Genomic DNA, 23589 nt, shown 5'->3' with positions numbered 1-23589 from the left:
CCGGGCAAGCGTGCCGCACTCTCGCCCTCCCGCGGAACCGGCAGTAGCGTCGGCGGGATGACGAACGTGCGCGAGTTCACGATCGAGGTCCCTGCGGCGACGCTCACCGACCTGCGCGAGCGCCTCGAGCGGACACGGCTCCCGCGACGCGCCGGTGCTGGCTGGGAGGCGGGCACCGACCCGGCGTATCTCGCGGAGTTCGTCTCCTCCTGGGCGCACGACTTCGACTGGCGACTCACCGAACGAGCGGTGAACCGGTTCCCCCAGAGGATCGTGCGGGCGTCGGGCACCGACGTCCACGTGCTGCACGTGCCCGCGCAAGTGACGGATGCGCCGATTCCGCTCGTCCTGACACACGGCTGGCCGAGCTCGTTCCTCGAGTTCCTCCCCCTGATCGGTCCGTTGACCGATCCCACGAGCCACGGTGGCGACCCCGCGGACGCCTTCGAGGTGATCATCCCGTCGCTCCCCGGGTTCGGATTCTCCGAGCAGCTGCCTCACGGGCCGACCGAGCCGTCACGCATCGCCGACCTCTGGGTCGAGGTCATGGAACAGCTGGGGTACCGGTCCTTCGGCGCGTACGGCGGCGACATCGGCTCCCACGTGACGAACTTCCTCGGCGCGCACCATCCCGAGCGCGTGGTCGGCGTGTTCACCCACCACCCGAACCTCCACCCCGACCTCGACCCGGCCCAGCCCCTGTCGCCTGACGAGCAGCGATACCTCGAGGAGCGCTCCAGCGACCTCGGTGGCCACGACGACGGCTACGCGGCGATCCAGGCCACCCGACCGAACTCGCTCGCGGCGGGACTCTCCGACTCCCCTGCCGGCCTCGCTGCGTGGCTGATCGAGAAGTACCGCGAATGGAGCGACTGCGACGGCGACCTGGAGTCGTCCATCGACCGTGACACCCTGATGAGCATTGCGACCCTGTACTGGGTCACCAACACGATCGGCACCTCGTTCCTGCCCTATCGCGATGACGACGCGACACCGCCGCTTCCTCCAGTCACCGTCCCTGCGGGACTGATCCTCACCCCGGAGGACGCCGGATATCCACGTGAGTTCGCGGCCAGGACCTACGCCGACATCCGGCTGTGGCGAGGGCCCCAGCGCGGCGGGCACTTTATCGCCCTCGAGCAGCCCGAGCGCCTCGTCCGCGACCTCCGTGACTTCTTCCGGCCGCTCCGCGCGTCAGCGCCGCACAGCGGTTGAGGGCCGGGCGACCACTTCGATCCAGCGGGTCGGCGCCTCGATCGGCCCCGGACCGAAGTGTCGCGTCAGCGCGTCCTCGGCGATCGCCGTCGCATCCTCGACCTTCAGGGACTCGTGGTGCTCGATCGCCACCCTCAGCGGAGTGCCCTGGCAGAACGCGCGTGCGGCCTCCGCCGGGGTGGTGCGGCTCGTTCCTTCCACGGCCCGGATGGTGGCGCCCGGCATGCCAGCCTCCTCGAGGTCGTCCCGGATGCGCGGGAGGTGGAAGTAGCCGTGCGGCGTCCGGCTCAGGAAGTCCACCGGGTGGCCCGGCGTGGCGGTGACGAGCGCGGCGTGGATGACCCACGGCACCTCGCTGGTCTCGATCCGGTCCCAGACGGTGAAGACGAACGACCCGCCCGGCCTCAGGACGCGGGCCGCCTCCCGGTACCCGCGGACACGGTCGGGGAAGAACATCGCGCCGAACTGGCACGCGACCACGTCGAACGGCTGGTCGTCGAAGGGCAGCTCCAGCGCATCGGCCTGCTGCCACCTCACCGCCGGGTCCGGGACGGCGGCCGCGGCGGCGTCCAGCATCGGCTGGTTGAGGTCCGTGGCCGTGATCCTCGCGCCGGGACAGCTCCGCAGCAGAGCGGCGGTGAGCGCCCCGGTGCCGGCCGCGGTCTCCAGGACGTCCCCCGGCGCGAGATCCGCGACCACGCGAGCGAGGCTCTCGGCCGGCTCCTCGAAGATCATCGGCACGAGGAGCCGCTGGTAGACCTCCGGAATTCCGCCACGGAACTGCGCGTCGTGTTCCGCCTCGGCACCGTCCATGTCTGCAACGTACGCCCGTCCCGGCGCACGTTCCAGAGGCGTACGGCGTCCTCAGCGCACCGTGATCTTCAGCGGCTTCGACGCGATCCGGAAGGTGTCGGCGTCACCGCCCCAGATCCACTTGTACGTGTGCTCGCCCTTGGGCTGCTTGTCGAGCGTGTAGATCTTGGACTTTCCGACCTTCACGTACAGGTTCTTGATCCGCTTCCCGTCGCGGTAGAGCGAGAGCCGCAGCGGCTTGTCGCGCCAGAGGTCGAATTCCGCGTCCTTGCCGTAGGTGTTGCCGATCCGGACACCGAAGCGCGCCTCGCCGGGTCCGGCCAGCGGCACGCCGTCCTTCACGTAGCCACGGTCGCGCAGGAACGTCGACCAGTGCACCTTCGTGACGAGCTTGACCCCACGGACGACCTGTCCCGGCTCGGAGATCTTCACGGACGGGAACGTCACCTTCGGGATGTTGTCCGAGTAGTCCATTCGTCCGGTGAGCGGCCAGGTCCCGACCGGCAGGCCTCGCAGGGTCAGGATGCCGCGACTGTCGGTGAACGAGTAGCGCTCGCCGTACACCGGCCCGGCCGCGCCCTTTGCCTCGACGAGGTAGCGCGGTAGGCGGTGGCCCGTGGGGGTCATCACCGTGGCGCGCACGGTGCCGCCGCGGGCGACCTCGAACGTGCCGAGCGACGTCGTGCCCTCCTGCACGGTCACGGGGCGGGCGTCGACCCACGTGTACTTCACCGGGTTCGGCTCCCAGTAGAACGTGTCGTCGAAGAACTCCTCCGCGGCCAGGGTGTACTGGCCGGGCGTTGCTGCCGTGGTCCGGAACTCGCCGGTCGCCGAGGTGACGAGGTCGATCGGAGGGGCGGAGCCGTCCGGGTCGAGCCGGACCTCCATGCCCTTCACCGGCCGGCCGAGGTCATCGACGATCCGCCCGGTCACGACGGAGTCCGGAGCCTCCGCCACGGCAGGCTGGACCCCTGCTCCCACCAACACCACCGTCATCGAGGCCGCAACGGCCGACGCCATCCAACGCATGGAACCATCCCCCCGAGCCCGACTCTCGTGCTCTCGGTCCCGAGCCTAGGCGGGCGTGTGAGAGATGTCACGGCTGTGGCACCTGGGGAAGAAGCGGGGCTCGCCGAACGTTGCACGTCGCTGTCGCCCGCGCTCGGTCGACCACCCGCAGACGTCTTCACCAGGAGTTTCGTGACCACCACCGCCACCCAGGCACCCCCGGCTCCGAGCACCGACCGCGCCGGCCGCCTCATCGCCCTGCTCGTCGGCTCGGCGTTCGTCGTCATCCTCAACGAGACGATCATGAGTGTCGCCCTGCCCGAGCTGATGCGGGAGTTCGACGTGCCGGCCTCGACGGCCCAGTGGCTCACGACCGCGTTCCTGCTGACCATGGCCGTGGTCATCCCGGTCACGGGCTTTTTGCTGACGCGCTACCCCCTGCGCCGGATCTTCATGGCGGCGATGATCTCCTTCACCGCCGGCACCCCGCTCGCGGCACTGGCGCCCACCTTCGGGGTCCTGGTCGCGGCGCGCTCGGTCCAGGCGGTCGGCACGGCGCTGATGATGCCGCTGCTGATCACGACGATCCTCACCCTGGTCCCGGCCGACCGCCGCGGTCGGATGATGGGCACCGTCTCCATCGTCATCTCGGTGGCGCCCGCCGTCGGCCCCACGATCTCGGGCATCGTGCTGGACCAGCTCGACTGGCGCTGGATGTTCTGGCTCGTGCTCCCGATCGCGCTCATCGCCCTCGGGCTGGGCGCGGCGTGGGTGCGCAACGTCACCGAGCCCGTCGACGTGCCGATCGACGCCCTCTCGGTCGTCCTGTCCGCGCTGGCGTTCGGCGGCCTGATCTACGGCCTCAGCAGCATCGGCGAGGCCGCCGCGGGCGAGGTCCCGGTGGAGCCGTGGGTCCCGATCGTCATCGGCGCCGTCGCCCTGGTCTTCTTCGTGGCGCGTCAGCTCTCGCTGCGCGAGCGGGCCCTGCTGGACCTGCGCACCTTCGCCCACCGCACCTTCACGATCGCGGCCGGTCTGGTCGCGGTCAGCATGATGGCGCTCTTCGGCACCCTGATCCTGCTGCCGATCTACCTGCAGTCGGTGCTCGGTCTGAGCACGCTGGAGACCGGCCTCGTGCTGCTGCCGGGCGGCCTGACGATGGGTCTGCTGGCGCCGTTCGTCGGTCGTCTCTTCGACCAGTACGGTCCGCGCCCGCTCGTGGCGCCGGGAGCGGCGGTCACCTCGGTCGCCCTCTGGTCCATGGCGATGTTCGACACCGGCACGTCGCAGGGCACGGTCGTCGCCGTCCACATGCTGATGAGCGTCGGCCTGGCGCTCATGTTCACGCCGCTGATGACCTCGGCGCTCGGCTCGCTGCCGCACCACCTGTACTCGCACGGCAGCGCGACCGTCTCCACGCTGCAGCAGGTCGCCGGCGCCGCGGGCACCGCGCTCTTCGTGACCGTGATGACGCGCCGGTCCGTCGCCGAGATGGAGTCTGGCGCCTCGGTGGTGGACGCGACGGCCGCCGGTGTCCACGCCGCGCTCTTCTACGGCGGTGCGATCTCCGCGCTGGCCGTCGTGGTCGCACTGTTCGTCCGCGGTCCGAAGGTCGGCGCGGCAACGGAGGCTCCGACAGCCTGAGCCGGGCGTCACGTTCCACTCTGCGGCGGGTCCCGGTTACCGGGTGGGAACTACCGTAGAGTGGACGTCATCGTTCGGAACCTTCCCGAGGCCCAGGCGAGCCCGCCGCCGGCTGAAGGTTCCCAGCATCCATCGCCGATGCCCCGCTGAGGATTTCCACCCATGACCGAGTTCGTTCCGCAGTTCCGCCCCGACGCCACCGACGCCCTCACCGAGGCGATGGCGCGACGGATCCTCGTGCTCGACGGCGCGATGGGAACCGCGATCCAGCGCGACCGCCCCGACGAGGCCGGCTACCGCGGTGATCGCTTCGCCCAGTGGTCGTGCGACGTCCAGGGCAACAATGACCTCCTCACGCTGACCCAGCCCGACATCATCGAGAGCATCCACCGCGAGTACCTCGAGGCCGGCGCGGACATCATCGAGACCAACACGTTCAACGCGAACGCGATCTCCCTGCGCGACTACGACATGGTCGACCTCGCGTACGAGCTGAACTACGCCTCGGCGCGGCTCGCGCGCGCCGCCGCGGACGCCGTCGGGACGCCCGACCACCCGCGCTACGTGGCGGGCGCGCTCGGCCCCACCACGCGCACCGGGTCGATCTCCCCCGACGTCAACGACCCCGGCGCCCGCAACGTCACGTGGGACGAGCTCGTCGACGCCTACCTCACGGCCGCGCGCGGCCTGGTCGACGGCGGCTCCGACCTGCTGATGATCGAGACGATCTTCGACACCCTCAACGCGAAGGCCGCGATCTTCGCGGTCGAGACGCTCTTCGAGGAGACCGGTCGCCGCTGGCCCGTCGTCATCTCGGGCACCATCACCGACGCGTCCGGCCGCACCCTGTCGGGCCAGACCGTCGAGGCGTTCTGGCACTCGATCCGTCACGTGAACCCGCTGCTCGTGGGCCTGAACTGCGCGCTCGGCGCCGACGAGATGCGCCCCTACATCGCCGAGCTCTCGCGCATCGCCGACTGTCACATCTCCTGCTACCCGAACGCCGGCCTGCCCAACGCGTTCGGCGAGTACGACGAGTCGCCCGACCAGACCGCGGCCATCCTGCGCGAGTTCGCCGAGAGCGGCTTCTTCAACGTGGTCGGCGGCTGCTGCGGCACCACGCCCGCGCACATCGGCTCGATCGCCGCCACCGTCGACGGCCTGGCCCCGCGCGAGTTGCCCGAGATCGCCCCGGCACTGCGCCTGTCGGGCCTCGAGCCCCTCACCGTCACCGAGGACTCCCTCTTCGTCAACGTCGGCGAGCGCACGAACATCACCGGCTCGGCGAAGTTCCGCAACCTCATCAAGGCCGAGGACTACCCCGCGGCCCTCGCGGTGGCACTGCAGCAGGTCGAGAACGGCGCGCAGGTCATCGACATCAACATGGACGAGGGCATGATCGACGGCGTCGCCGCGATGGACCGCTTCTGCAAGCTGATCGCGGGCGAGCCCGACATCAGCCGCGTCCCGGTCATGGTCGACTCGTCGAAGTTCGAGGTCATCGAGACCGGCCTGAAGGCCATCCAGGGCAAGTGCATCGTCAACTCGATCTCCCTCAAGGAGGGCGAGGAGCCCTTCGTCGCGCACGCCCGCCTGTGCCGCAAGTACGGCGCCGCGATCGTGGTGATGGGCTTCGACGAGGACGGCCAGGCCGACAACCTCGAGCGCCGCAAGGAGATCAGCCAGCGCGCGTACCGGATCCTGACCGAGGAGGTCGGCTTCCCGGCCGAGGACATCATCTTCGACCCGAACGTGTTCGCGGTCGCCACCGGCATCGAGGAGCACGCCGCGTACGGCCTGGACTTCATCGAGGCCACCCGCTGGATCAAGCAGAACCTGCCGGGCGCCCTCATCTCGGGCGGCGTCTCCAACGTGTCGTTCTCGTTCCGCGGCAACAACGCGGTGCGTGAGGCGATCCACGCGGTCTTCCTCTTCCACGCCATCGAGGCCGGCATGGACATGGGCATCGTCAACGCCGGCGCGCTGGTGCCCTACGACACCGTGCCCACCGAGCTGCGCGACCGCATCGAGGACGTCATCCTCAACCGTCGCGAGGACGCTGCCGAGCGACTGCTGGAGATCGCCTCCGACTACGCCGGCACCGGCGAGAAGGCCGAGGCCGCCACCGAGGAGTGGCGCGACCTGCCCGTCGGCGAGCGCATCACGCACGCCCTCGTCAAGGGCATCGACGCCCACGTCGAGTCCGACACCGAGGAGCTGCGCCAGCTGATCTCCGACCGCGGCGGCCGCCCGATCGAGGTCATCGAGGGCCCGCTCATGGACGGCATGAACGTGGTCGGCGACCTGTTCGGCGCCGGCAAGATGTTCCTGCCCCAGGTCGTGAAGTCCGCGCGCGTCATGAAGAAGGCCGTCGCCTACCTGATCCCCTACATCGAGGCCGAGAAGTCGCCCGACGACGTCAGCAACAGCAACGGCACCGTGATCATGGCCACCGTCAAGGGCGACGTCCACGACATCGGCAAGAACATCGTCGGCGTGGTCCTGCAGTGCAACAACTACGACGTCATCGACCTCGGCGTCATGGTGCCGGCGCAGAAGATCCTCGACGCCGCGCGCGAGCACAACGCCGACGTCATCGGCCTGTCCGGCCTCATCACGCCCTCGCTGGACGAGATGGAGAACTTCGCCGCCGAGATGGCCCGCCAGGAGTTCGACATCCCGCTGCTCATCGGCGGTGCCACCACGTCGCGCGCCCACACGGCCGTCAAGGTCGACCGCAAGTACCCCGGGCCGGTCGTGTGGGTGAAGGACGCGTCGCGCTCCGTGCCCGTCGTGGCCGCGCTGCTGTCGGACGAGCAGCGACCGAAGCTGATGGCCGACATCAAGACCGACTACGACGCGCTCCGCGAGCGTCACGCCTCGCGCGGCGACGCCCGCACGATCCTGCCGCTCGACGCCGCCCGCGCGGGCCAGACCCCGCTCGACTGGACCGACTACACGCCGCCGGTCCCGGCCCAGCTGGGCGTCCAGGAGTTCGGCCCCTACCCGCTCGGCGAGCTGCGCGAGTACATCGACTGGCAGCCGTTCTTCAACGCGTGGGAGATGAAGGGCTCGTTCCCCGACATCCTCAACTCCCCCACCCACGGCGAGGCGGCGCGCAAGCTCTACGAGGACGCCAACGAGATGCTCGACCGGATGATCGAGGAGGACTGGCTCACCGCCCGCGGCATCGCCGGACTCTTCCCGGCGGCGCGCGACGGTGACAGCACGATCGTCTACGCCGACGAGTCCCGGACCACCGAGCTCACGCGCTTCCACCACCTGCGCCAGCAGACCGAGCACCGTCCCGGCGTCCCGCACCGCTCGCTGGCCGACTTCGTGGCCCCGGTCGACGCGGGCGTGCCCGACTACGTGGGCGCGTTCGCGGTCACCGCCGGCCTGGGCAGCACCGAGAAGGTCAAGGAGTTCAAGGCCGACCTCGACGACTACTCCGCGATCATGGTCGAGGCCCTCGCAGACCGGCTGGCCGAGGCGTTCGCCGAACGGCTGCACGAGCGGGTGCGCACCGAGATCTGGGGCTACTCCCCCGACGAGAAGCTCAGCAACACCGAGCTCATCAAGGAGAAGTACGACGGCATCCGGCCCGCGCCAGGCTACCCCGCGTGCCCCGAGCACACCGAGAAGAGCACCATCTGGTCGCTGCTCGACGTCGAGGCGCGCACGGGCATCGAGCTGACGGAGAGCATGGCCATGTGGCCGGGCGCCTCCGTGAGCGGCCTGTACCTCTCGCACCCGCAGTCGCAGTACTTCGTGCTGGGGCGGATCGGGCGCGACCAGGTGCAGGACTACGCCGAGCGCAAGGGCTGGACCATCGCCGAGGCTGAGCGGTGGCTGTCGCCGAACCTCGGCTACCGAACCGAGGATGAGTAGGCTGAAGGCGTGACCGACGCCGACATCCCCGTCCTGAGGAATCCGTGGATGGTGGCCGCCTTCGAGGGCTGGAACGATGCGGCCGACGCCGCGACGAGCACGGTCGACCACCTGCTCGAGGAGTGGGACGCCGAGATCTTCGCCGAGCTCGACCCCGAGGAGTTCTACGACTTCCAGGCCGTCCGCCCGGTGATCGCCCCGTCGGAGAACGGCAGCCGCGACATCGTGTGGCCCACGCCGACGCTCTACCTCGCCCATCCTCCGGGTCATGACCGCGACGTGCTGCTGCTGCGCGCCGTCGAGCCGAACTACCGCTGGCAGGCGTTCTGCGCCTCCGTGGTCGAGCTGGCCCAGGCCGCCGGAGTCCAGGAGCTCATCACCCTCGGCGCACTGCTGGCCGACACGCCGCACACCCGGCCGGTGCCCGTCACGGGCTCGACGAACGACCCCGTGCTGATGGAGCGCCTGTCGCTCGACCAGTCCCGCTACACCGGGCCGATCGGCATCACCTCGGTGCTGAGCGACGTCGCCGCACGCGCGGGCATGGCCACCGCGGGGATCTGGGCCGCCGTGCCGCACTACGTGGCCGAGCCGCCCTGCTACAAGGCCACGCTCGGCCTCCTGGGCGCCCTCGAGGACGCGATCGGCGTCGGTCTGCCGCAGGGCGTCCTGCGTGAGATGTCCGAGGCGTGGCAGCGCGGTGCCGACGAGCTCATGGACCAGGACGAGGACCTGCTCGACTACGTCCGCACGTTGGAGAACGAGCGCGACGCCGGCGACACGCCCGAGGCGTCCGGCGACGCGATCGCCCGCGAGTTCGAGCGCTACCTGCGCCGCCGCGGCAGCGACGACGCCTGACGCCCCTCGCGGAGCCGATCTCGACACGCGCGTCGGCGACTCGATCGCCGGTGGTCGAGTAGCACGGCGAGGAACGAGCCGGCGTATCGAGACCGTCGCTGCGTCAGAGCGCGATGCCCAGCAGCGCGTCCACCGCGGTACGCATGACCCGCGGGCCGTCGACGTCGTCGCCGCGGTTCGAGGCCCAGGAGTCCACGGCAGCCAGCGCGGCAGGCGCGTCCAGGTCGTTCGACAGCGCGGCACGCAGCTGCCCCACGAGCTCGGCGGCCGACGGGCCGGTCGAGCGGTCGGCCGCGGCGCGCCACGTGGCCAGTCGCGACTCGGCCGTCTCGATCGCGTCGCCGAACCACTCCCAGTCCTCGCGGTAGTGGTGCGCCAGCAGCGCGAGGCGGATCGCCATCGGGTCGCGACCCTCGGCGCGCAGCTTCGAGACGAGCACCAGGTTGCCCTTGGACTTGCTCATCTTCTCGCCCTCGTAGCCGACCATGCCGGCGTGGACGTAGGCGCGCGCGAACGCCTCGCCTGTGGCCGACTCGGCCTCGGCGGCCGACATCTCGTGGTGCGGGAACACCAGGTCGGATCCACCGCCCTGCACGTCGAATGCCGTGCCGAGGTGGTGCAACGCGATCGCCGAGCACTCGATGTGCCAGCCCGGTCGGCCGCGACCCAGCTCGGTGTCCCACGCCGGCTCGCCGGGTCGCTCGGCCTGCCACAGCAGGCAGTCGAGCGGGTCGCGTTTGCCCGGCCGGTCGGGGTCGCCGCCGCGCTCGGGGAAGATCTTGAGCATCGTCTCGGTGTCGAAGCCCGAGACCGAGCCGAAGCCGGCCGCGGAGCGCACCTCGAAGTACAGGTCGTCGTCGACCTTGTAGACGGCGCCCGTCTTCTCCAGGCGCTTCACGAGGTCGACCACGAGCGGGATCGACTCGACCGCGCCGACGTAGTGCTCGGGCGGCAGGATGCGCAGCGCGGTCATGTCCTCGCGGAAGAGCTGCGTCTCGCGCTCGGCCAGCTGGACCCAGTCGATGCCGGTTGCGGTGGCGCGCTCGAGCAGCGGGTCGTCGACGTCGGTGACGTTCTGCGTGTAGTGCACGTCGAGCCCCTGGTCGAGCCACACCCGCTGCAGCAGGTCGAACGCCAGGTACGTGTTGGCGTGACCCAGGTGCGTGGCGTCGTAGGGCGTGATGCCGCAGACGTAGAGCCGCGCGGCACCCTCGGGCGTGGAGGGGACGACCTCGCGGCGGGCGGTGTCGTGGACGTGGAGCCCTGGTCCCGATCCGAGCCCGGAGTCGGAGAGTCGAGGGATCGGCGGGCGGGACCAACTCTGCATGTCGTCGAGCCTATCGGGACCGTGAAGTCCACAATGAGCAGGTGATCATGGATTGCGCGGTGTATCTCGACGGAGTGCGCGAGGAGACCGACCGCGACCCCGAGACCCTGGACGACACGCTGGCCGACCTGTCGGGCCAGGACTTCCTCTGGATCGGCGTCAGCGACCCCACGCACGAGGAGATGGAGCGCCTCGGCGGGGCCCTCGGGCTGCACCCTCTCGCGATCGAGGACACGCTGTCACCGCACCAGCGGCCCCGCGTGGACCGGTTCAGCGACCACCTCTTCCTGTCGCTGCGGATCGTGTCGTACAGCGACGACGACATCACCACCAGCGAGGTCAACATCTGCCTCGGGCACCACTACGTGCTCACCGTCCGCCACGGCGGGCCCCAGCTCTCGGTCGCGCGCCGACGGGCCGAGTTGGTCCCCGACCGCCTCAGGCAGGGGCCGATCGCCGCCGTGCACGCCGTGGTCGACGCGATCGTGGACCGCTATGAGGACGTCGCCGCCGAGCTGGTGACCGACGTCGAGGAGGTCGAGTCCTCGGTCTTCTCGGCCGACCGCACCCGCGACTCCGCGCGCATCTACCGCCTCAAGCGCGAGACCCTCGAGTTCCGTCACGCCGTGGCTCCCCTGCGCGACCCGATCCTGCGCTTCGCCCAGGTGGCCGATCCCGAGGACCTGCGCCCCTACTTCCGCGACATCGGCGACCATCTCCAGCGCGCCCTCGACGCCATCGACTCGATCGACAGCCTGCTGTCGAACGCGCTGAACGCCCACCTCGCGCAGCTCAGCGTGCAACAGAACGAGGACATGCGGAAGCTCACCGCCGGCGCCACGCTGTTCGCCATCCCCACCGCCGTCGCCGGGATCTACGGCATGAACTTCGAGCACATGCCCGAGCTGACCTGGACCTACGGCTACCCCGCCTGCCTCGCCGCCATGGGCGGCGCCTGCCTGTACGTCTACCGGCGCTTCAAGAAGTCCGGCTGGCTCTGACTCTCCCGTGCGAAGATGCGGTCGTGAGTAGCTCGGCAGATGAGTGGCCCGCGGGAGACCCTTTTGGCGTCGTCCCGTACCCGTCACCCGGCCGTCCCGAGCAGCCGATGCACAGGAAGCCTTCTCCGTGGCCGTGGGCCGTCGCAGTCGGTTCATCACGTTGCTGCTCGTCGTTGCTCCGGTCGTCCTGTACTGGATGGTCGCCTCAGGTCTCGCCGGCTGACCCCGACACACCGGCATCGCTGACCACCACGTCGTCAGCTGGCTCTGAGGACGAACGATGATGCTTTGCGCCCCGCTGGGGTACCCAAATGCATCATCGTTCGTCGCTGAGCGGCTCGCGGCCCGATCTTGTGCCGGTTCGGCCCATATCTGGGCTGAACAGCCACAAGATCCGTCGGTCAGGCGGCGACGGTGGCGGTGATGACGCCGGCCCACAGCAGGATCAGCACGAGCGAGCCCAGCGCGACGCGGTAGATCACGAACGGCTTGTACGAGTGGTTGCTGACGTACTGGAGCAGCCAGTGGATGACCGCGAGGCCCACGACGAACGAGACGACCGTGCCGACGATCGTGGGACCGATGCCGTAGGCGTTCTCGCCGCCGGGGATGTCCTTGAGCTTGTAGACGCCGGCGCCCACGACGGCGGGGATCGCCAGCAGGAACGCGTAGCGGGTGGCCGCCTGGCGCTCGTAACCCAGGAACAGGCCCATCGAGATGGTCGCTCCGGAGCGGGAGACGCCCGGCACCAGCGCGCAGGCCTGCGCCAGGCCGAGCAGGATCGCGTCGCGGGTCCTGAGGTCGCCGATGGGCTTGGTCTTGCGCCCGATCCTCTCGGCCAGCCCGAGCACGAGGCCGAGGATGATCAGCATGCTGCCGATGAACCACAGGTTCCGGAACTCGCGGTCGATCAGGTCCTCCAGCAGCAGTCCGAGGATCACGATCGGCAGCGACCCGATGATGATGAACCAGCCCATGCGCCACTCGGGCTGCTGCCGGGCCTGCGCGCTGAAGACGCCGCGCACCCACCCCGACCCGATGGTCCAGATGTCGCGCCAGAAGTAGAGGATCACCGCCAGCTCGGTGCCGATCTGGACCACCGCCGTGTAGGCGGCGCCGGGGTCCTCCCAGCCGAGCAGCTGCGGCACGATCGCCAGGTGCGCACTGCTCGAGATCGGAAGGAATTCGGTCAGGCCCTGGACGATGCCCAGGATCACGGAGCGCAGCAGATCCACCGTGCGAGCCTACACACGAACCTTCAGGGCACCGACTAATCTCGTCGCATGCACGTGCGTCGGCTCGGGAGCTCGGGTCTCCAGGTGTCGCGGCTCGCGCTCGGGACGATGTCCTGGGGCGCGGCGGTCGACGAGTATGCGGCCGAGGAGCAGCTGCGGCTCTTCCTCGATTCCGGCGGCACCCTGCTCGACACGGCCCCCATCTACGGTGACGGCGCGTGCGAGCGGGTCATCGGCGCCCTGCTCGACAAGCACGGCGTGCGCGACGAGCTCGTGCTGGCGGGCAAGGCCGGCGTCGTCCGTCGCGACGGCAGGGTCGTCACCGACGGCTCCCTGCGCTCGCTGCTGCGACAGCTCGACCAGACCCTCGCCGACCTCGGCACCGACCACCTCGACCTGTGGCAGGTCCACCGCTTCGACGAGTCCGTGCCCGTCGACGAGACGATGGCCGCCCTCGACCAGGCCATGCGCTCGGGCAAGGTGCGCTACGCGGGCATCAGCAACTTCACCGGATGGCAGACCGTGGCCGCCCAGCACGCCTTCGCGCGTCTCGGCGGCGGGGTGCCGCTGGTCAGCACGCAGGTCGAGTACTCCCTCGTGCGGCGCGAGCCCGAGATCGAGGTCATCCCGGCCGCGCAGCACGCCGGCCTCAGCATCCTGGCGTGGTCGCCGCTCGGCCGCGGCGTCCTCACGGGCAAGTACCGCGGCGGGGTCCCCGCCGACTCCCGGGCCGCGGACGCCCGCTGGGAGGCGTTCGTCGCCCCGCACCTGACTCCGTCGAAGGCCCGCGTCGTCGACGCCCTGGCTGCCGCGGCCGACGGCCTCGGCGTGCCGATCTCGCACGTCGCGCTGGCCTGGCTGCGCGACCAGCCGCTCGTGGCGTCGGCCATCGTCGGTGCCCGCACCACCGCCCAGCTGCAGGAGTCCCTCGGATCGGAGCTGCTGGAGCTCCCCTCCGAGATCGTCGCCGCCCTCAGTGACGTGTCCGAAGGAGTTCGATGATCGAGTACGAGTTCTGGGACGTCTCCATCTCCCGGACCAAGTCCCGCAACGCCGTGTGCCAGTGGCTGACCCAGGCGGCCGAGTTCCAGGGTTGGGAACTCGACCGCCTGCGCAAGGACCCGACGGGTCACCGCACGGTGCGACTGCGGCGCAAGATCATCAGGATGCGCGCCACGGTCTGACGACCTGATCAGCTCGGGTCGTCCGACTCCCCGCGGGTGCGCCGCAGCTCGCGGCCCCGCTTGACGTCGGCCTCGTACTTCTTGCGGTTCTTCTCGATCACGGTCGTGTCCCGAGGAGGCAGCTGGATCTCCTCCTCGGCGGGCAGGCCCGCCTGCAGCTCGCGCCCACGCTCCAGCTCGGCGTCGAGCTCGGCGCCGAAGACCAGCGCCAGGTTCGTGATCCACAGCCACAGCAGGAACACGATGACACCGGCCAGCGAGCCGTAGGTCTTGTCGTAGTTCGAGAAGCTCGCCACGTAGAGCCCGAACAGCGCCGAGGCGATGATCCACGTGACGATCGCCACGACCGCGCCCACGCTGATCCAGCGGAAGCGCGGCTGCTTCACGTTGGGCGTGACGTAGTACAGCAGCGCCACGATCAGCACGACCACGAGCAGCATGACCGGCCACTTCGCGATGTTCCAGACCGTCACGGCCGTCTCGCCGATGCCGATCGCCTTGCCCACCGCCTCGGCGGCCGGGCCGGTGAGCACGAGGCTCAGGCCGACGAGTCCGGCGAGGATCACCGTGACGAGCGTCAGCACCAGCATGATCGGACGCAGCTTCCAGAAGGGCCGGCCCTCGTCGATCTCGTAGATGCGGTTCATGCCCCGCGAGAACGCGTTGACGTACGCCGAGGCCGACCACAGCGCGGCCGCGAGGCCGATGATGAAGCCGAGCCCGGAGCTCTGACTCTGCCCCAGCTGCATCAGCGTGGGCTCGAGGGTGTCGGCGGCCCCCGTGGCGCCCACGTCGCGCAGTACCTGCAGGATCGCGTCGACCGTCTTCTCACTGCTGCCGACGAGACCGACGAGCGACAGCATGGCGAGCAGGGCCGGGAACAGCGCCAGCACCGAGTAGTAGGTCAGCGCCGCCGCGAGGTCGGTCCCCTGGTCCTCGGAGAACTCCCGCGCGGTCTTGCGCACCACGTAGAGCCACGGTCGCTTCTTGAGGTCCTTGGGCGAACTCGGCGCGTGCTCGCCCCCGGGCTCGGCCGCCATCAGCTGCTCCGGCGCAGCGATCGCAGCACGGCGAAGGCCAGCACGAGGCAGGTGACCCCGGCCGCGAGCGACAGCACCCCCGGCCGCGGCTTGCCGTCGGGGTCGATCACGGTCTCCTTGGCGGATGACGTGAACTCGTGCGCCGACTCCTTGGCCCTGCTCTTGACGTCGAACTTCGCCGCCAGCTCGTCGACCGTCTCCGCGAGGTTCTCGCGGGTCTTCTCGACCTCGTCGCGGAGGACTTCGGATTCGTGTGGTTCGGTCATGGGGTCCTCCGGTTAGTGGTCTCGGGCGTGACGGACGGCGTCCACGTCGGCCTTGACGCTCTCGACGGTCGCCTGCGGAACCGGTGCGCCGGCCTCCTGGACGCGCTTCTTGCCCAGGAGTGCCGCGATGCCGGCGATCACGAAGATCACGACGGCGACGATCAGGGCGGCCAGCCAGGCGTCGACGACGAGCGCCAGCGCCAGGATGGCTGCGGCGATCAGCACGCCGAGGCCGTACAGCGCCAGCAGGCCGCCGGCGCCGATGATCCCGGCGCCGACGCCTGCCCGCTTGGCCTTGCTGCCGACCTCGATCTGCGCGAGTCGCATCTCGTCGCGCACCAGCGTCTTCAGCTCATCGCTGAGTCTGGAGATCAGCTCCGAGGTCGAGGCCGACGAGTCGCGACCGGACTCGTACTGGCTCATCGCCCGCCGACTCCGCTGTCGAAGCCCGTGCCCCCGGGGGTGCTGCCGCCGGCGGATCCGCTGGTGCTGCTCGTCGATCCACTGCTCGACCCGGAACCGCTCGTCGAGCCCGAACCGCCGCTCGAGCCGGAGCCGCTCGAGCCGGAGCCGCTGGACCCGGAGCCGCTGCTGGACCCTGGCATGTGCTCCTGGGCCACGTTCTGCACCTTCTCCGTGGCGTCCTTGACCCGCGGGTCCTTCCACAGTCGCTGCGCCTGGCCCACGATCTGGTCGTAGCGCTCTCGTCCCGAACGCGTCCCCAGGACGTATCCGGCCGCCGCACCCACGAGGAACGTCAACTTTCCGGCCATGGTGGCCACCCCACTTTCGTCTGTGTGACTGCTTGCCACGGGGGTGTACCCAGCCGACGCGGGGCTATGCGGGCTAGGCCAGATCGAGGAACTCGTCGAAGACGCGCGTGCCGAACTGGAGCGCGTCGATCGGCACCCGCTCGTCGACTCCGTGGAACAGCGCCGTGAAGTCGAGGTCGCCGGGCAGCCGCAGCGGCGTGAAGCCGTAGGAGGTCATCCCGAGCTTGTGCCAGGCCTTCGCATCGGTGCCGCCCGACATGAGGAAGGGCGCCACGTGCGCCTCGGGGTCGTGCTTGAGCAGCGACACCGTCATCGCGTCGACGAGATCGCCCTCGAAGCCGTACTCCAGCGGGATGTCCTCGTGGTACGGCTCCACCCGGACGCCTTCGCCGACGATGTCCTGCACCCGCGAGACGAAGGTCTCGTGGTGGCCGGGCAGTGGGCGGCCGTCGACGTAGGCGACCGCCTCCCCCGGCACGACGTTGTGCTTGTACCCGGCCTGCGCCATCGTCGCGTTCGTCGAGTTCCTCAGCCCCGACCCGATCATCCGCACCGCGGGGCCGAAGTGCTCCAACAGCTCGTCGGGGGTGCCCTCGAGTCCGGTCAGCTCCCGCACCTTCTCCAGCAGCAGCTGCATCGACGGGCCGGGCTCGACCGGCCACTCGTGCTCCCCGATGCGCACGAGCGCGCGGGCGAGGTGCGTGATCGCGTTGTCGTGGTTGCGCATGGAGCCGTGACCCGCCGTGCCCGTGGCCGTGAGCCGCAGCCACGCGATCCCCTTCTCGCCGGACTCCAGCAGGTAGAGGCGCTTGCCGTTCACCTCGGTGGAGAAGCCGCCGACCTCGCCGATGGCCTCGGTGCAGCCCTCGAACCACTCGGGGTGCTCGGCGACGAGCCAGTGCGCGCCGAGCTGGCCGCCGGCCTCCTCGTCGGCCGTGAAGACCAGCAGGATCGGGCGGTCGGGGATCCGGCCGGCGCGCTGGCGCTCGCGCACCACCGCCAGCAGGATCGCGTCGAAGTCCTTCATGTCGACCGCGCCACGGCCCACGACGTAGTCGTCGACGATCTCGGCGGCGAACGGGTCGACCGACCAGTCGGCGGCCTGCGCCGGCACGACGTCGAGGTGACCGTGGATGACGAGCCCGGGGCGCGGCGAGTCCTGGCTGCCCCAGCGGGCCAGCACCGACGCCCGGCCGGCCTCGGACTCGAGGATGGTGGACTCGATGCCGACCTCGGCGAGGCTCGCGGCGACGTACTCGGCCGCCACCCGCTCCCCCGGCCCGGACGAGTCGCCGAAGTTGGACGTGTCGATCCGGATCAGGTCACGGCAGAGGTCGACGACCTCGTTCTCGGCGGCGGTCATGCCCCCAGCCTAGTCAGGACATGAGGCGGCGGAGCACCGTCGAGACCATGAGCCGCAGCAGCCGGCGGACGACCGGGTCCAGCAGCCGCGGGACACCGATCACCGTGACGTCCTCGTCCCACGTGACCACCGAGCCGGAGCCGCTCGGCTCGACCGTGATCGACGCACTCCCCCGGACCACCCGGCCCTGCTTCTGCAGGTCTGCCCGGTGGGGCGGCTCCCACCGCGTGACGTGCATCGGATCGTCGAATCCGACCGGGCCGACCGCGGTCCTGGCGGTGAATCCCTCGGGCGTGATCGTGATCGTGGTGAGGGGCACGCGATGGCGCTCCCAGTCGGTCACGCGGGCGAACGCGTCGACCGCATCGAGGTGTGACGTGTACCTCACTACCGTTCTGGGCATGGGAACAGCGTAGAGTTGAATCCATGTTCAACAAGGGCACCATGCCGTTCACCTCGGTCGCCGACGTCAAGGCCCGGCTCGCAACTGCGGGCTACCTCGCCTCCGACGCCGTCGCCACCACCGTCTTCCTGGCCAGCGAGCTGGGCAAGCCGCTGCTCGTCGAGGGGCCGGCCGGTGTCGGCAAGACCGAGCTCTCGCGCGCCGTCGCGCAGGCCTGCGGCGCCGAGCTCGTCCGCCTCCAGTGCTACGAGGGCGTCGACGAGTCCCGCGCGATCTACGAGTGGAACCACGCGAAGCAGCTGCTGCGCATCTCGGCCGGCCACGACGAGTCCTGGAGCGAGGCCAAGTCGGACATCTTCTCCGAGGAGTTCCTGCTCCCTCGCCCGCTGCTCTCGGCCATCCGCAACGACGGCCCGACCGTGCTGCTGATCGACGAGACCGACAAGGCCGACGTCGAGATCGAGGGCCTGCTGCTCGAGGTGCTCGGCGACTTCCAGATCACGATCCCCGAGCTCGGCACGGTCACCGCCACGCAGCGCCCGTTCGTGGTGCTGACGTCCAACGCGACCCGCGAGCTGTCCGAGGCCCTGCGTCGCCGCTGCCTCTTCCTGCACATCGAGTTCCCCGACGCCGACCTCGAGCGGGACATCGTGGCCCTCAAGGTGCCGGACCTCGACGACGCGCTCACCGACTCGCTCGTCCGCGTCGTGAACGCGCTGCGCGCCATGCCGTTGCGCAAGGCCCCCTCCGTCTCGGAGACGCTCGACTGGGCGCGCACGCTCGTCGCCCTCGGTGCCGACACGCTCACCACCGAGGTCGTCTCCGAGAGCCTGGGCGTTGTCCTGAAGCACCAGGACGACATCGACAAGGCCCGCGCCAAGCTGGACCTGGACGCCGTGCTCTCATGAGCGAGCGCCAGCGAGCGAACATGCGACTCCTCAGGTCGATGCGTCCGTACAGTCGTTTCGCCTCGGGCGCAGTGGCATGAGCACCCAGCTCGCGACCCGGCTGGTCGAGTTCGTCGAGGCGCTGCGCGCCAAGGGCGCGAACGCCGGCCCCAGCGAGTCGATCGACGCCGCCGACGTCATGCGCGTGCTGGGGCTCGACGACCGCGACCTCCTGCGTGAGGGGCTCGCCGCCGCACTGGTGCGACGTGGCGGGCAGCGCGACGTCTTCGATCAGACCTTCGACCTGTTCTTCCCGGTCGGCGTTGGCCGGCCCGAGGCCGCGCGCGACGCCGACGAGAACCTCGACGTCCAGCAGATCCGCGAGCTCCTCCTCATGGCGCTGCTCGACCGCGACCCCCGCACCCTGGCCCAGATCGCCGAGATCGCCGTCGACGTGCTGGGCGAGGTGGGTCAGCCCGGCACCGACACGGCGGGCTGGTCGGCCTACCAGACGATCGACCGGCTCCAGCCCCAGACGCTGATCGCCGCCGCGATGGCCATGCGCCCCGGTGGAGGCAGCGGCAGCGGCGGCCAGGGCCTGGGCACCCAGTTCACCGACCGTCTCGCCCGCGACGAGGTCCGCCAGGGCGTGGAGGCCTTCCGCGAGATGGTGCAGGCCGAGGCGCGACGACGGTCGGCCGAGCTCCGCGGGCGCGAGCTCGTGGCCCGCCACGCGGTGCGCTCCTCGCGCGACCGCGTCGACTTCCTCAGCGCCAACCGCCAGCAGCTGGAGGAGCTGCGCCGCTCGGTGAAGCCGCTCGCGCGCATCCTCGCGACGCGGCTGTCCGCGCGTCGCCGCCGCCGCCGTCGCGGCAAGATCGACATGCGCCGCACCCTGCGCCGCGCGATGGGCACCGGTGGCGTGCCGATGAAGCCCGTCTTCGAGAAGCCTCGTCCGACGCGCCCCGAGCTCGTGCTGCTGTGCGACGTCTCCGGCTCGGTGTCGGGATTCTCGAACTTCACGATGCTGCTCACGCAGGCGCTCAGCGCGCAGTTCAGCAAGATCCGCGTCTTCGCCTTCGTCAACGCGATGGCCGAGGTCACCGAGATCGTGCGCGACGGCGCGGTCTCCGGCGGTGGCGACATCGAGACGCGGATCCGCGCCGAGGCGCGCATCACGAAGTGGCACACGAGCAGCGACTACGGCGAGGCCTTCCTGGACTTCCAGGAGTTCTTCCTCGACGCGGTCGGCCCCCGCACGGCCGTGCTGATCCTCGGCGATGCCCGGAACAACAACCAGAATCCGCGGTTCGACGCGCTCCACGAGATCGCGATGCGCTCGCGCCGGACCTACTGGCTGAACCCCGAGCACCACACTCGGTGGGGCCTCGGCGACTCCGAGGCGCTCGCATACGCGGAGATCGTCCCGATGCACGAGTGCGCCAACGTGGATCAGCTGACGCACTTCGTGACACGATTGCTTCCTGTCTGAGCGAAGGAGGGGGCCCATGCGCTCGCTGACCCGTCTTGCGGTGCTGCCCGTCCTGGCGCTCGCCTTGGCTGCCTGCGGCTCGTCCGGGGACGACTCCCCCGGCAGCGGCTCGCCCACGTCGGCCACTCCGGCGCCCAGCCGCGGCGTCCCGGCCGGCGTCGAGGAGACGCTCGACTCCCCCGCCGGCGTGGCCGTCGGCGAGGAGGGTCAGATCCACGTGATCACCTACGGCAGCAGCACGAACCCGGCCGTGGTCAACCAGGTCAACGCCGAGGGCCAGAAGGTCGTCGTGCAGGTGAGCCCGGAGGAGGGCCGCCCCGCGACGATGGACTACGTCCCCACCACCTCGACGTTCGAGCTCCCCGAGGGCGTCGACACGGAGGACCCCGTGACCTTCGTCCTCGGCGCGTTCGGCACCGTGGTCCTCGACGCGATCGAGCCCGGCCAGCAGGCGTGGGTCGAGCGCGCGGAATGACCCGGCTGTCCGCGATCCACGCCGACATCACGACCCTCGAGGTCGACGCCGTCGTGAACGCCGCCAACTCCGCCATGCGCGGCGGGGGCGGGGTGGACGGCGCGATCCACGCCGCGGGCGGTCCGGCGGTGCTCGCCGACTGCATCGCGCGGTTCCCCGACGGACTGCCCACGGGCGACGCCGGCTGGACCACGGCCGGCGACCTCCCCGCCCGCTGGATCATCCACACCGTCGGCCCGAACCGGCACGCGGGTCAGACCGAGCCCGCCCTCCTGGAGTCCTGCTACCGCAGGTCCCTCGAGGTCGCCGCCGACCTGGGTGCGCGCGAGGTCGCGTTCCCGCTGGTGAGCGCCGGCGTCTACGGCTGGTCGAAGGCGGAGTCGGTGGCGGCGGCCGTGCGCGCGGTCCGCACGACCTCCACGGAGGTGGAGCACGTGATCCTGGTGGGGTACGACGCGGCGGCCCAGCGGGAGATCGAGGCGGCGCTCGCGGCCGCCGGCGAACCGAGTTGATTGATCCCATGGCGACCCGACTCCTGCTGATCGCGGACACCCACCTGCCCAAGCGGGCGAAGCAGCTCCCCGCTCAGGTCTGGGAGGCCGTCGACGAAGCCGACGTCGTGTTCCACGCCGGCGACTGGGTGGACGTCGCCACGCTCGACGACCTCGAGGCGCGCGCGAAGCGGCTCGTGGCGGTCTACGGGAACAACGACCACGGCGAGCTGCGGGAGCGCCTGCCGCTCGTCGCCCGGGCCGAGATCGACGGAGTCCGGTTCGCCGTCGTGCACGAGACGGGTGCGTCGCAGGGCCGCGACACCCGGTGCAGCGCCGAGTACCCCGACGTGGACGTCCTCGTGTTCGGGCACAGCCACATCCCGTGGGACACGACCACCCCGACCGGACTCCGCCTGCTGAACCCCGGCTCCCCGACCGACCGCCGCCGCCAGCCGTTCTGCACTTACATGACAGCGGTCGCCGATGCAGGTGTCCTGAGCGACGTCGAGCTGCACGAGCTGCCACCGAGGACTCCGGCGCGAGCGCGATGACCGCGTTCCTCCTCGTGCCGAGTCCTCTCCTCGGGCCCGCCACCTGGCGGCCGGTGGAGGCCTGGCTGCACGAGCAGGGCCATGCGGCGACGACCGTGGACTTCGGTTCCGAGCTCCGCGCGCCCGAGCAGGTACTCGACGCGATCGCCCGCGCGGCTCCCTCCGGTCCGGTGACGCTCGTCCCGCACAGCAACGCCGGCCTCTACGCCCCTCAACTCGCCACCCTGCTGGAGGTGGAGCGCACCGTCCACGTCGACGCCGCCCTGCCTGCCGATGACGGCCCTGAGACGCGGCTCGCGCTAGAGGAGTTTCTCGGCTTCCTGCGCGACCTGGTCGAGCCGGACGGGCGCCTGCCCCGGTGGACCGACTGGTGGCTCGACATCGCAGAGCGCTTCCCCGACGACATCACCTTCGAGACGGTCGCGGCCGAGCAGCAGCGGCTGCCCCTCTCCTACTTCACGAGCAGCGTGCCGGTCCCCCGAGGGTGGGCCGAGCGCCCGGCGGCGTACCTCGCGTTCGGCGACACGTACGCGGCGGAACTCCGGTTGGCCCAGGAAGCCGGCTGGCCGACGGCGACCCTCGATGGCGGGCACCTCCACCAGCTGGTCGATCCGGGCGCCGTGGGCGCGGCCATCCTGGGGCTGGTCGACCGCACCGATTCTGTCGGTGGCGCCCACTAGGTTGGGTGCATGGACCTCAACCGGGCGATCACCGCAGGCGATGCGGTGCGTCGTGCGCGGGCGATCGCCGAGTTCGAGGAATGGGAGTTCGCCGTCCACTTCCACGCCAAGCGCACCGCCGAGATCGACCGCACCGACGAGATCCTCCTGTCGAAGGACCTGGCCCGGCGCGCGGTCACCCTGGACATCGCCCAGGCGCTGCATGTCAGCGAGCAGCACGTGTGGGCCCTGGTCCACGAGGCGTCCACGCTCCGCGACAGGGCGCCGCTCGTGTGGGAGTCGTTTCGCGAGGGCGACATCGACGCCGTGCGCGTCTCGGCGATCGCGTCGACGGCGGAGAAGCTGCAGACCTCGGAGGCGCTTTCGGTGCTGGAGCGTTCCGCTCCGGACTACGCGGCCTCCCACACGATCGCCGAACTGAGGGCCTGGCTGCGCCGGTTCCGTGCGCGGCTCGAGCCGGAGCAGGTGAGTGCCGAGGCCGCGCGCGCCACCGAGGAACGTCGCGTCTCAATCACGCACAACGACGACGGCACGTCATGGCTCAACGCCCTGCTGCCCACCGGCGTCGCCATCGTCATCGGCGACCGCTTGGGGCGCGCCGCCCGGGCCGTGCCGGCGGTCGAAGCGGAGACGGGTGAGAAGGAACGCCGCACCCGCGATCAGAAGCAGGCCGACCAGCTCGTCGAGTGGCTCACCTCCTGCCTTGACCTCGCCCCCGACATGGGCATCCGGTCACGGACGTCGTCGGCCTCACTGGCGGCCCGGGCTTCACCCTCGACGGCGAGCCCGTGGAGGCCGCATGGGTTCGTGAGCTCGCCCAGTCCGAGCACACGGTCTTCCGCCGACTGGTCCTCGACTCGATCGGTGAGGTTCTCGACACCACGGTCATGGCCTACCGGCCACCGGAATCACTCCGGCAGGCACTGAGATGGCGCGACGGAACCTGCCGGGTCGCCGGATGCCGCGCCCCCGCGCACGAGACCGACCTC

24 protein-coding genes are annotated in these 23589 nt (G+C 70.4%); 14 read left to right on the top strand and 10 right to left on the bottom strand.

The genetic code is table 11. The features are described 5' to 3' along the window. The first annotated feature begins 57 nt into the window (after positions 1 to 57). Positions 58 to 1215 (top strand): epoxide hydrolase family protein, encoded by a 1158-nt coding sequence (locus H1W00_RS10620; RefSeq protein WP_194956258.1) that lies wholly within the window; start codon positions 58 to 60, stop codon positions 1213 to 1215. Here the strand turns inward: H1W00_RS10620 and H1W00_RS10615 are convergent. Together H1W00_RS10615 and H1W00_RS10610 are read right to left on the bottom strand one after the other, a co-directional pair. Next, positions 1195 to 2028 (bottom strand): class I SAM-dependent methyltransferase, encoded by an 834-nt coding sequence (locus H1W00_RS10615; RefSeq protein WP_181755671.1) that lies wholly within the window; start codon positions 2026 to 2028, stop codon positions 1195 to 1197. The genes H1W00_RS10620 and H1W00_RS10615 overlap by 21 nt on opposite strands. Positions 2029 to 2079: 51 nt before the next feature. After that, a complete protein-coding gene (locus H1W00_RS10610) occupies positions 2080 to 3057 on the bottom strand; it encodes a carboxypeptidase-like regulatory domain-containing protein (RefSeq protein WP_181755670.1) in 978 nt (325 codons plus the stop codon). Positions 3058 to 3228: 171 nt separating this feature from the next. Here H1W00_RS10610 and H1W00_RS10605 point away from each other — a divergent pair, with 171 nt between their 5' ends. The 3 genes from H1W00_RS10605 (at position 3229) to H1W00_RS10595 (ending at position 9429) form a co-directional block, all read left to right on the top strand. Then, positions 3229 to 4680, top strand: coding sequence for a DHA2 family efflux MFS transporter permease subunit (locus tag H1W00_RS10605; RefSeq protein ID WP_181755669.1), 1452 nt, complete (start codon positions 3229 to 3231; stop codon positions 4678 to 4680). A gap of 162 nt (positions 4681 to 4842) precedes the next feature. After that, positions 4843 to 8571, top strand: coding sequence for a methionine synthase (metH, locus tag H1W00_RS10600; RefSeq protein ID WP_181755668.1), 3729 nt, complete (start codon positions 4843 to 4845; stop codon positions 8569 to 8571). A 9-nt stretch (positions 8572 to 8580) separates the two neighbouring features. Beyond that, positions 8581 to 9429: a PAC2 family protein gene (locus tag H1W00_RS10595; RefSeq protein ID WP_338072875.1), complete on the top strand. Its 849-nt coding sequence runs from the start codon at positions 8581 to 8583 to the stop codon at positions 9427 to 9429. Between the two features lie 103 nt (positions 9430 to 9532). Here the strand turns inward: H1W00_RS10595 and mshC are convergent, their stop codons facing one another. After that, positions 9533 to 10756 (bottom strand): cysteine--1-D-myo-inosityl 2-amino-2-deoxy-alpha-D-glucopyranoside ligase, encoded by a 1224-nt coding sequence (gene mshC / locus H1W00_RS10590; protein ID WP_181755667.1) that lies wholly within the window; start codon positions 10754 to 10756, stop codon positions 9533 to 9535. A 59-nt stretch (positions 10757 to 10815) separates the two neighbouring features. On the opposite strand from mshC, the gene corA reads away from it, so the two are divergent. Next, positions 10816 to 11757, top strand: coding sequence for a magnesium/cobalt transporter CorA (corA, locus tag H1W00_RS10585; RefSeq protein WP_286928933.1), 942 nt, complete (start codon positions 10816 to 10818; stop codon positions 11755 to 11757). A 401-nt stretch (positions 11758 to 12158) separates the two neighbouring features. On the opposite strand, the gene H1W00_RS10580 is transcribed toward corA, so the two are convergent. Next, entirely contained in the window at positions 12159 to 12992 is an 834-nt protein-coding gene (locus H1W00_RS10580; protein ID WP_181755665.1) for an undecaprenyl-diphosphate phosphatase, read from the bottom strand. A gap of 48 nt (positions 12993 to 13040) precedes the next feature. Between H1W00_RS10580 and H1W00_RS10575 the strand changes: the two genes are divergently transcribed. Both H1W00_RS10575 and H1W00_RS10570 read left to right on the top strand, forming a co-directional pair. Next, positions 13041 to 13994, top strand: coding sequence for an aldo/keto reductase (locus tag H1W00_RS10575; RefSeq protein ID WP_181755664.1), 954 nt, complete (start codon positions 13041 to 13043; stop codon positions 13992 to 13994). After that, positions 13991 to 14176, top strand: coding sequence for a DUF5703 family protein (locus tag H1W00_RS10570; protein ID WP_078701178.1), 186 nt, complete (start codon positions 13991 to 13993; stop codon positions 14174 to 14176). Before H1W00_RS10575 ends, H1W00_RS10570 begins: the two co-directional genes overlap by 4 nt. Before the next feature lie 8 nt (positions 14177 to 14184). On the opposite strand, the gene H1W00_RS10565 is transcribed toward H1W00_RS10570, so the two are convergent. The 6 genes from H1W00_RS10565 to H1W00_RS10540 form a co-directional block, all read right to left on the bottom strand. Beyond that, entirely contained in the window at positions 14185 to 15216 is a 1032-nt protein-coding gene (locus H1W00_RS10565) for a YihY/virulence factor BrkB family protein (RefSeq protein WP_181755663.1), read from the bottom strand. After that, entirely contained in the window at positions 15216 to 15482 is a 267-nt protein-coding gene (locus H1W00_RS10560; RefSeq protein ID WP_181755662.1) for a DUF3618 domain-containing protein, read from the bottom strand. The genes H1W00_RS10565 and H1W00_RS10560 overlap by 1 nt, the downstream gene beginning before the upstream one ends. Positions 15483 to 15494: 12 nt before the next feature. Then, positions 15495 to 15905, bottom strand: a complete 411-nt coding sequence (locus tag H1W00_RS10555) for a phage holin family protein (RefSeq protein ID WP_181755661.1) — start codon at positions 15903 to 15905, stop codon at positions 15495 to 15497. After that, entirely contained in the window at positions 15902 to 16255 is a 354-nt protein-coding gene (locus H1W00_RS10550; RefSeq protein WP_181755660.1) for a YtxH domain-containing protein, read from the bottom strand. Before H1W00_RS10550 ends, H1W00_RS10555 begins: the two co-directional genes overlap by 4 nt. A 73-nt stretch (positions 16256 to 16328) precedes the next feature. Beyond that, positions 16329 to 17618: a M20/M25/M40 family metallo-hydrolase gene (locus tag H1W00_RS10545; protein WP_181755659.1), complete on the bottom strand. Its 1290-nt coding sequence runs from the start codon at positions 17616 to 17618 to the stop codon at positions 16329 to 16331. A 13-nt stretch (positions 17619 to 17631) separates the two neighbouring features. Beyond that, the gene (locus H1W00_RS10540) at positions 17632 to 18021 is read right to left on the bottom strand and encodes an SRPBCC family protein (RefSeq protein ID WP_181755658.1); all 390 of its coding nucleotides are present in this window, start codon (positions 18019 to 18021) and stop codon (positions 17632 to 17634) included. Positions 18022 to 18044: 23 nt separating this feature from the next. On the opposite strand from H1W00_RS10540, the gene H1W00_RS10535 reads away from it, so the two are divergent. The 7 genes from H1W00_RS10535 to H1W00_RS10505 all read left to right on the top strand — a co-directional run bounded on the left by H1W00_RS10535 (position 18045) and on the right by H1W00_RS10505 (position 23527). Next, positions 18045 to 18929, top strand: coding sequence for an AAA family ATPase (locus tag H1W00_RS10535; RefSeq protein WP_206680000.1), 885 nt, complete (start codon positions 18045 to 18047; stop codon positions 18927 to 18929). 76 nt (positions 18930 to 19005) lie between these two features. Further along, positions 19006 to 20400 (top strand): VWA domain-containing protein, encoded by a 1395-nt coding sequence (locus H1W00_RS10530; RefSeq protein WP_181755657.1) that lies wholly within the window; start codon positions 19006 to 19008, stop codon positions 20398 to 20400. 16 nt (positions 20401 to 20416) lie between these two features. Further along, positions 20417 to 20875: a hypothetical protein gene (locus H1W00_RS10525; RefSeq protein WP_181755656.1), complete on the top strand. Its 459-nt coding sequence runs from the start codon at positions 20417 to 20419 to the stop codon at positions 20873 to 20875. Continuing rightward, positions 20872 to 21387 (top strand): O-acetyl-ADP-ribose deacetylase, encoded by a 516-nt coding sequence (locus H1W00_RS10520; protein ID WP_181755655.1) that lies wholly within the window; start codon positions 20872 to 20874, stop codon positions 21385 to 21387. Before H1W00_RS10525 ends, H1W00_RS10520 begins: the two co-directional genes overlap by 4 nt. Before the next feature lie 8 nt (positions 21388 to 21395). Then, entirely contained in the window at positions 21396 to 21920 is a 525-nt protein-coding gene (locus H1W00_RS10515; protein ID WP_181755654.1) for a metallophosphoesterase family protein, read from the top strand. Beyond that, positions 21917 to 22600, top strand: a complete 684-nt coding sequence (locus tag H1W00_RS10510; RefSeq protein WP_181755653.1) for an alpha/beta hydrolase — start codon at positions 21917 to 21919, stop codon at positions 22598 to 22600. Before H1W00_RS10515 ends, H1W00_RS10510 begins: the two co-directional genes overlap by 4 nt. Before the next feature lie 9 nt (positions 22601 to 22609). Continuing rightward, complete coding sequence (locus H1W00_RS10505) at positions 22610 to 23527, top strand: DUF222 domain-containing protein (RefSeq protein ID WP_181755652.1); 918 nt, start codon at positions 22610 to 22612, stop codon at positions 23525 to 23527. Positions 23528 to 23589 lie beyond the last annotated feature (62 nt).

Source organism: Aeromicrobium phoceense (assembly GCF_013868155.1).
GTDB lineage: Bacteria > Actinomycetota > Actinomycetes > Propionibacteriales > Nocardioidaceae > Aeromicrobium > Aeromicrobium phoceense.
The sequence above is the reverse complement of the archived record's forward strand: the minus strand, read 5'-3'. Positions and strand labels throughout refer to the sequence as shown.